The organism is Acidovorax sp. CF316 (genome assembly GCF_000276605.1).
Classification (GTDB): domain Bacteria; phylum Pseudomonadota; class Gammaproteobacteria; order Burkholderiales; family Burkholderiaceae_C; genus Acidovorax.
The window spans coordinates 1-7,358 of sequence record NZ_AKJX01000270.1; the positions used below are offsets into that span (position 1 = coordinate 1).

General features: G+C 68.7%; 11 protein-coding genes. 7 read left to right on the plus strand and 4 right to left on the minus strand.

The annotated features are described in order from the left end of the window. Positions 1-650, plus strand: a 650-nt coding sequence (locus PMI14_RS30170; protein ID WP_007860931.1) for a DUF1045 domain-containing protein, incomplete at its 5' end; no start/stop codon positions are given. Continuing rightward, complete coding sequence (gene phnN, locus PMI14_RS30175) at positions 647-1,219, plus strand: phosphonate metabolism protein/1,5-bisphosphokinase (PRPP-forming) PhnN (RefSeq protein WP_007860933.1); 573 nt, start codon at positions 647-649, stop codon at positions 1,217-1,219. The genes PMI14_RS30170 and phnN, both read left to right, overlap by 4 nt. A 6-nt stretch (positions 1,220-1,225) precedes the next feature. Here phnN and PMI14_RS30180 read toward each other — a convergent pair whose 3' ends face one another. Further along, positions 1,226-1,885, minus strand: a complete 660-nt coding sequence (locus tag PMI14_RS30180) for a DNA-3-methyladenine glycosylase I (protein ID WP_035206326.1) — start codon at positions 1,883-1,885, stop codon at positions 1,226-1,228. Positions 1,886-2,010: 125 nt separating this feature from the next. Here PMI14_RS30180 and PMI14_RS30185 point away from each other — a divergent pair, with 125 nt between their 5' ends. Genes PMI14_RS30185 through PMI14_RS30200 form a run of 4 tightly spaced genes read left to right on the plus strand, consistent with a single transcriptional unit; the run spans position 2,011 to position 4,415 of the window. Continuing rightward, positions 2,011-3,078, plus strand: a complete 1,068-nt coding sequence (locus PMI14_RS30185; protein ID WP_007860936.1) for an aminopeptidase — start codon at positions 2,011-2,013, stop codon at positions 3,076-3,078. Next, positions 3,071-3,463: a polyhydroxyalkanoic acid system family protein gene (locus PMI14_RS30190; RefSeq protein WP_007860939.1), complete on the plus strand. Its 393-nt coding sequence runs from the start codon at positions 3,071-3,073 to the stop codon at positions 3,461-3,463. Before PMI14_RS30185 ends, PMI14_RS30190 begins: the two co-directional genes overlap by 8 nt. A gap of 8 nt (positions 3,464-3,471) precedes the next feature. Beyond that, the gene (locus PMI14_RS30195; protein WP_007860940.1) at positions 3,472-4,149 is read left to right on the plus strand and encodes a nitroreductase; all 678 of its coding nucleotides are present in this window, start codon (positions 3,472-3,474) and stop codon (positions 4,147-4,149) included. Further along, positions 4,137-4,415 (plus strand): hypothetical protein, encoded by a 279-nt coding sequence (locus PMI14_RS30200; protein ID WP_146187876.1) that lies wholly within the window; start codon positions 4,137-4,139, stop codon positions 4,413-4,415. The genes PMI14_RS30195 and PMI14_RS30200 overlap by 13 nt, the downstream gene beginning before the upstream one ends. Positions 4,416-4,418: 3 nt before the next feature. Here the strand turns inward: PMI14_RS30200 and PMI14_RS30205 are convergent, their stop codons facing one another. Continuing rightward, positions 4,419-5,507: an ornithine cyclodeaminase gene (locus PMI14_RS30205; protein ID WP_007860942.1), complete on the minus strand. Its 1,089-nt coding sequence runs from the start codon at positions 5,505-5,507 to the stop codon at positions 4,419-4,421. Positions 5,508-5,636: 129 nt separating this feature from the next. Between PMI14_RS30205 and PMI14_RS30210 the strand changes: the two genes are divergently transcribed. After that, positions 5,637-6,056, plus strand: coding sequence for an Lrp/AsnC family transcriptional regulator (locus PMI14_RS30210; protein ID WP_007860943.1), 420 nt, complete (start codon positions 5,637-5,639; stop codon positions 6,054-6,056). 10 nt (positions 6,057-6,066) lie between these two features. On the opposite strand, the gene PMI14_RS30215 is transcribed toward PMI14_RS30210, so the two are convergent. Together PMI14_RS30215 and PMI14_RS30220 are read right to left on the minus strand one after the other, a co-directional pair. Continuing rightward, a complete protein-coding gene (locus PMI14_RS30215; protein WP_007860944.1) occupies positions 6,067-6,798 on the minus strand; it encodes an IclR family transcriptional regulator in 732 nt (243 codons plus the stop codon). A gap of 148 nt (positions 6,799-6,946) precedes the next feature. After that, a complete protein-coding gene (locus PMI14_RS30220) occupies positions 6,947-7,201 on the minus strand; it encodes an acyl-CoA-binding protein (protein ID WP_007860945.1) in 255 nt (84 codons plus the stop codon). Between the last annotated feature and the right edge of the window lie 157 nt (positions 7,202-7,358).

Below are 7,358 nucleotides of genomic sequence, written 5' to 3' on the forward strand. Positions count from 1 at the left end.
GGGCCGCCAGCCACTGGCTGGGCCGATGCGCCGCGCTGCTGCAGCCCATGCAGCAACTGGACATCCACGGCGTCGCCAAGGACGCGCTGGAACGCCTGACCGCCGCCCCGCGCCGCTACGGCTGGCACGCCACGCTCAAGGCACCGTTTGCACTGGCACCGGGCGTGGACTGGCTCACGCTGCACCATGCCGTGCAGACCCTGGCCGGCAGCCTGCGCCCCTTCGCCCTGCCGCCCATGCAGGTCGAGCGCATCGACGACTTCCTCGCGCTGGTGCCCACGCGATCGCACCCGGCCAACGCCGAGATCCAGGCCGCAGCCGCTGCCTGCGTGAAGCAGCTGCAGCCCCTGGCCGTGCCCCTGTCGGCCGCTGACCTGGCGCGCCGCCGCGCCGCCGGGCTCACGCCCCGGCAGGATGAACTGCTGCAGCAGTGGGGCTATCCCTTCGTGCTGGAGGAGTTCCGCTTCCACATGTCGCTGACCGGATCGCTCGCGGGTGCGGATGACGAGACCGTGGAGCTGGTACAGGACGCTGCCGACCAGTTCTTCGCCGACCTGCCGCCGCTGCGCTTCAACAGCCTGGCACTTTTCGCCGAGCCCACGCCGGGCGCCGACTTCGTGCTGCTGGACCACCTGGAGCTGGGCGCATGAGCAGCACCGCGGCGAAATTGCTGTATTTCATGGGCCCCTCGGGCGCCGGCAAGGACAGCCTGCTCGACTGGCTGCGCCAGCACCTGCCGCCCGCACTGCCCATGCAATGGGCACGGCGCACCATCAGCCGCCCCGCGGCCTCCGGAGGCGAGGCCCACGAAAGCACCACGCCCGAAGAGCATGCCACGCTGCGCGCCGCCAACGCGTTTGCCCTGCACTGGGAAGCCAATGGACTGGCCTACGGCGTGCGCCACGGCGAGCTGGACCCGTTGGCCCGGGGCCGCTGGCTGCTGGTCAACGGCTCGCGCGCCTACCTGCCCGAGGCGCTGCAGCGCTACCCGGCCCTGGTGGCCGTGCACATCACGGCCAGCCCCGAGGTGCTGCGCCAGCGCCTGCAATCCCGGGGCCGGGAAAACTCCGACGAAGTGGAACAGCGCGTGCAGCGCGCGCTGCGCTTTCTGGCGCCGCCGGGCACGGCCGGCATCGAGGTGCGCAACGACACCAGCCTGGACGAGGCGGGCCGGCAATTGCTGCAGGCCCTTCAAAGGCTGCCCGGCTGGCCGGGCTGAACCGGGTCAGCGCCCGGGCACGGCGAAGTCCGCCCGCGCCTTGAGCGCCTTCTCGCGCGCATGGCAGCCTTCGAGGTGGTCGTTGACCAGGCCCATGGCCTGCATGAAGGCATACACCGTGGTCGGGCCGACGAAGCTCCAGCCGCGTTTCTTGAGGTCCTTGGACATCGCGACCGACCCGGGCGATGTGATGAAGGTGCGCGCCACGTCGCGCGTGATGCGCTCGGGCCGCTCGCCGGCCGGCGGCTCGTAGCGCCAGGCGTAGTGCGCGAGCGAGCCGAACTCCTCGCGCAGCTCCAGCACACGCTGGGCGTTGTTGATGGTCGAGACGATCTTGCCCCGGTGGCGCACGATGGCCGCGTCCGCCACCAGGCGCTCCACATCGGCCTCGGTGAACTCTGCGACCTGCACTGCATCGAACTGCGCGAACGCAGCCCGAAAGCCCTCGCGCTTGTTGAGGATGGTGAGCCAGCTCAGGCCGGACTGGAAGCCTTCCAGGCACAGCTTCTCGAACAGGCGCCGGTCGTCCGCCACCGGGAAGCCCCATTCGCTGTCATGGTAGTGGCGGTACAGCGGCGTGGCCTGGCACCAGCTGCAGCGCGGGCAGCCAGCGTCGTCGGCGAACAGGCCGTCGGGTATCTCGGAGATGGCGGTAGCTTCGGTCATGAGGTTGATTCTAGGAATTCCATCCGCCATGCTGCTGACAGGCCCTAAACTGACCGCAGGATATGCCAACGCCATTCGCATCACGTTCCGCTCTGCCCGGCCTGCAGGCCGCCCTGCCGGTCCTCATGGCCAGCCTGGCCCTGGCCGGCTGCGCCAGCAATGGCAATGCCCTCGGCTACTACTGGCAATCGGTGCGCGGCCATGTGCAGCTGATGCGCTCGGCCGAGCCACTGGAGGACTGGATCGCGCGCACCGACATCCCCGTGCCCCTGCGCGAGCGCCTGCAACTGGCCCAGCGCGCCCGCGCCTTTGCCGTGGCGGAACTCGGCCTGCCCGACAACGCCAGCTACCGCCGCTATGCGGACCTGAAACGCACGGCCGCCGTGTGGAACGTGGTGGCCGCGCCGCCCTACTCGCTCACGCTGCACACCTGGTGCTTTCCGGTCACGGGCTGCATCGGCTACCGCGGCTACTTCGACGAAGCCGATGCGCGCGCCGAGGCCGATCGGCTCGCCAAGGCGGGGCTGGAGGTCGAGGTCTATGGCGTGCCCGCCTATTCCACGCTGGGCTACATGAACTGGGCCGGAGGCGACCCGCTGCTGAGCACCTTCATCGGCTGGCCGGAGGGGGAGTTCGTGCGCCTGCTGTTCCATGAGCTGGCCCACCAGGTGGTCTACGCCAAGGGCGACACCCTGTTCAACGAATCCTTTGCCACCGCGGTGGAACGGCTGGGCAGCGCACGCTGGCTGGCCCAGCAGGCCACGCCCCAGGCCAGTACGGCCTTCGCGGCCAGCGAGGTGCGCCGGCGCGATTTCCGCGCGCTGACCCAGGCCACGCGCGAGCGTCTCGCCAAGCTCTACGCCCAGGACAGCGTGCCGGACAGGGAGGCGCTGAAGGCCGCAGCCATGCAGTCCTTTCGCGCCGACTATGCGGCCCTGCGCGAGCGCTGGCAGGCCACGCCGGCCCAGACGGCAGGCTACGACCGCTGGGTGGCCAGCGCCAACAACGCCAGCTTTGGTGCCCAGGCGGCCTACAACGAGTTCGTGCCCGCCTTCGTGGCGATCTTCGAGCGCGAGGGACGCGACTGGCGCCGGTTTTATGATGCGGTGCGTGTGCTGAGTGAACAACCCCAGGCGCAGCGCCACGAAGTGCTGCGCCAATTGCTACCCAACCAGGAGACCCCCGGTGCCTGACATCCATATCCACCGCGAACACCAACTGGGCTTCAAGCAGGCCCGCAAAGTCGCTTTTTCCTGGGCCGAAAAGGCCGAGAAGAAGTTCGACATGGAATGCACCTACGAAGAAGGCGACACCGAGGACACGCTGCACTTCAGCCGCTCGGGTGTGAAGGGCACGCTGCTGGTCGATGCAACGCGCTTCGAGATGAATGCCCAGCTCGGCTTCCTGTTCGGAGCGTTCAAGGACCGCATCGAGAGCGAGATCGGCGAGCAGCTCGATGCGCTGCTCAACGCACCCGCACCCGCCGCCGCCAAGAAGGCCGCTCCCAAGAAAAAGGCCACCGAAGAGGCTCCGGCCAAACCGGCCGCCAAGGCACCGGCCAAGGCCAGGAAGGCCTGAGGCGGGCCATGACCACGCCTGCGCACGACACCCTCTCCGAGCTGCTGCACACGCGCTACAGCTGCCGGTCCTTCCTGCCCGAAGCCCTGCCCCGCGCGACCATCGAGCGCATCCTGGCCACGGCACAGCGCACGGCCTCGTGGTGCAACGCCCAACCCTGGCAGGTGCACATCGCCAGCGGCGAGACCCTGGACCGGTTGCGTGCCGCCTTTGAGGACGCCATCACCCGTGCGCAACCCTCGCCCGACCTGCCCTGGCCACGCGAGTACCGCGGCGTCTACCAGGAGCGTCGGCGCGAATGCGGCTACGGCCTGTACGAGGCGCTGGGCATCGCCAAGGGCGACCGGGCTGCGTCGGCGCGCCAGGCGGCCGAGAACTTCAGCATGTTCGGCGCACCGCACGTGGCCATCGTGAGCAGCGACGAGGCCCTGGGCGTGTACGGCGCGGTGGACTGCGGCGCCTACGTGGGCAATTTCCTGATCGCCGCGCACAGCTTGGGTGTGGCCGCGGTGCCGCAGGCGGCGCTGGCCTCCTACCCGGGCGTGCTGCGCGAGGTGCTGGGCATCGGCACAGACCGCAGCATCGTCTGCGGCATCTCGTTCGGCCTGGCCGATCCTGCGCACCCTGCCAACCAGTTCCGTACCACGCGCGCCGACCCGGCCAGCAGCGTGGTGTGGCGCGATTGAGCGGCGGCAGCCCCGTGCATGCGCCCGGCACCCGCGTGGTGCTGCAGCGCTTCAACGGCACGGCCGAAGGCCCGCCGGATGGCAAGCCCGCGGACGACTACTGGCGGCTGATCGGCAGCAGCGGCACGGTGCTCGGCCCCGCCAATGCGCAAGGCCGTATGCTCGTTCGCTTCGATGAGGACGTGGCGGCACGGGGCCTGGCCTGCCACAACCCCGAGCCCAACAGCCTGCTGATCGCCTTATCCGACCTCGCCCCGGCGGCCTGAACCTCAGGCCACGGCCTGCAGGCGCGGAGCCGCAACCGCCACGGCCTGCCGCAGTATGCCGAACAGGTCCTTGGGGTCGGCCAGGTCGGGGATCAGCTGGATGCGCTCACCCACACCCAATTCCAGCGCCGCATCGCGCATGAAGCGCAGGGCCGAGAAATCCTCCAGCGCAAAGCCCACGGAGTCGAACACCGTCACCTCGTCATCGCTGCGGCGCCCGGCCTGGCGGCCGGCCAGCACCTGCCACAACTCGGTCACGGCGAAGTCGGCCGGCATCTGCTGGATCTCGCCCTCGATGCGGGTCTGGGGTGGGTATTCGACGAAGACCCGGCCGCGCGTGAGCACCTCGGCCTGCAGCTCGGTCTTGCCGGGGCAGTCGCCGCCCACGGCGTTGATGTGCATGCCCGGCTCCACCATGTCGGCGGTGATGATCGTGGCACGCGCCTTGTCCGCCGTGATGGTGGTGACGATGTCGGCACCGCGCACCGCCTCGGCCGTGCTGGCGCACACCGTCACCACCAGGCCCGAGGTCTGCAGGTTGGCCTGCAGCTTGGCGGTGGCGGCGGGGTCGGTGTCGTACAGGCGCACTGCGGTGATGCCCACCAAGTGCTGGAAGGCCAGCGCCTGGAACTCGCTTTGCGCACCGTTGCCGATCAGCGCCATCACCCGGCTGTCCGGCCGCGCCAGGGCCTTGGCGGCCACGGCCGACATGGCGGCCGTGCGCAGGGCGGTGGTCAGGGTCAGTTCGCTGAGCAGTTGCGGCGTGCCCGTGGCCACGTCGGCCAGCACGCCAAAGGCCATCACGGTGGACAGGCCCAGGCGCGTGTTCCTGGGGTGACCGTTGACGTACTTGAAGGTGTAGGTCACGTCGTCGGCGATCGGCATGAGCTCGATCGCGCCGTCGCGCGAGTAGCTGGCCACCCGGGCGGACTTGTCGAAGCTCTCCCAGCGCAGGAAGTCTTCGGTGATGTGGGCGGCAATGCCGGACAGGCAGGCCGCAAGGCCCTTGCGCCGGATCAGCTCCACCGCTTCGGGCGCACTCAGGTAGAGGGTGGATACGCTGGTGTGTTGGGGGCTGGCGTCGTGTCGCATGGTGGTGTCTCCGGTTCGGTGGCATCCAGTGTCCGGCGGGCACGAGGCAATGTGAATCGTCAAAAATGTACCGAAATGCAGGATTGATTGTCAAAATGACAGTCATCGCTCACTTTATGGCATGACACCATGGATGAACTCGACCGCTCCCTGATTGCCCTGCTGCGTGGCAATGCGCGCATGAACGTCGCCGACCTGGCGCACAAGCTCGGCGTCTCCCGCGGCACGGTGACCAACCGCATCCGCAAGCTCGAAGACAGCCAGGTGATCGTGGGCTACACCGTCAAGCTGCGGCCCGAGGCCGAGCCCGACCGCATCCGCGCCTGGATGGGGGTGCTGGTGGAGGGCAACCAGTCGCGGCAGGTGGTGGCCAGCCTGCTGGGCGAGCCCGGCGTGGCCACCCTGCACGACACCAACGGCCGCTGGGACCTGCTGGCCGAGCTGGAGGCACGCAGCATGGCCGAACTGGCCCAGGTGCTCGAACGCATCCGCCTGATCGCGGGCATCCGCAGCACCGAGACCAATATCCACCTCACCACATACCGTTGAAGAAAAGGCTTCAGCCTACCTGACCGCTGAGGCTGCGCGCTGCCTCGAGCACGCTCTTCACATAGCGCTCGTCGTAGCGGTGGGCCGGCATGGTCAGTGTGACGGCGGCGGCCACCGCGCCATCGGCCGCAAACACCGGTGCCGAGATGCCCGCCACCTCGCTGAGCCGGTCGCCCACGCTGGCGAGGTAGCCGTCGGCGCGGATGCGCGCGTACAGCGCGCGGTCGTGCCGGCCCAGCGAATTGGACAGCGCGGCGTCGAAGGCCACCAGCACCCGCCCGCCCGTGCCCCGGTCCAGCGGCAGCAGGTCGCCCGCGCGGATGTGGTCGCGGATCGGGTGCGGCGAATCCACGCGGAACTGGCACAGCCGCGCATCGCCCTGGCGCACATGGTAGGCCGCGCTTTCGCCCGTGGCGGCCACCAATTCACGCAGCACGGGCATGACCACCCGGTCGAGCGAGAACGAGGCCGCATACAGCGCATGCAGCCGCCCCACCTCGGGCCCGATGGCATAGCGGCCATCGACCAGACGCTGCACCCAGCGCGCATGCTCGAGCGAGGCCAGCAGGCGCAGCGCCGTGCTCTTGTACAGCCGGGTGCGCGTGGCCAGCTCGGTCAGGGCCAGGGGTCCATCGCCCTGGCGGAAGGCGGCCATCAGGGTCAGGGCGCGGTCCACGGCAGCCGCGCCGCCCGGGGCGGCATCGGCATCGGCAACGGATTCGGAAACGGCTTTGCGGGGCATGGGGAGCCAAGGCGCTTGAATGAGGCGCGCAAGAGAATGACGTTCTGTCTATTGAAACATTGATACCCCGACCCGTCCAGCCCGTGCGGCAACGCCCACGAAAAAGCGGCCCACAGGCCGCTTGGTCAGTAACCGGTACGGGTTCCGGTCAGCTGAGCTCGGTGATCAGATCGATGTACTGCTGCTTGGCCGCATCCGCCTCGGTGCCCTTGAGCGCGTTCCAGGCATCCCACTTGGCGCGGCCCACCATGTCGGAGAAGCTGGGCTTCTTCTCGGTGTTGTCGCCCACGGTGGCCTGCTTGTACAGCGCGTAGATCTTGAGCAGCGTGGCATTGTTGGGACGCTCGCTCAGGTTCTCGGAATTGGCTTTGGCGGCTTCGAAGGCGGCATTCAGGTCGGCCATGGGGTTGCTCCTTGGATATCGAAAAATGGGGGAGGGAAAGAACGGTGTCGGCAATTGTTTGCGGCGTTGTATCTTAGAGCCTGTTCCATGCCTTTTTGCAGCCGCGTTGGAGTGCAATCGGGATGAGTGGATGCTTCGGGTGCGCCGCATGGGCTCA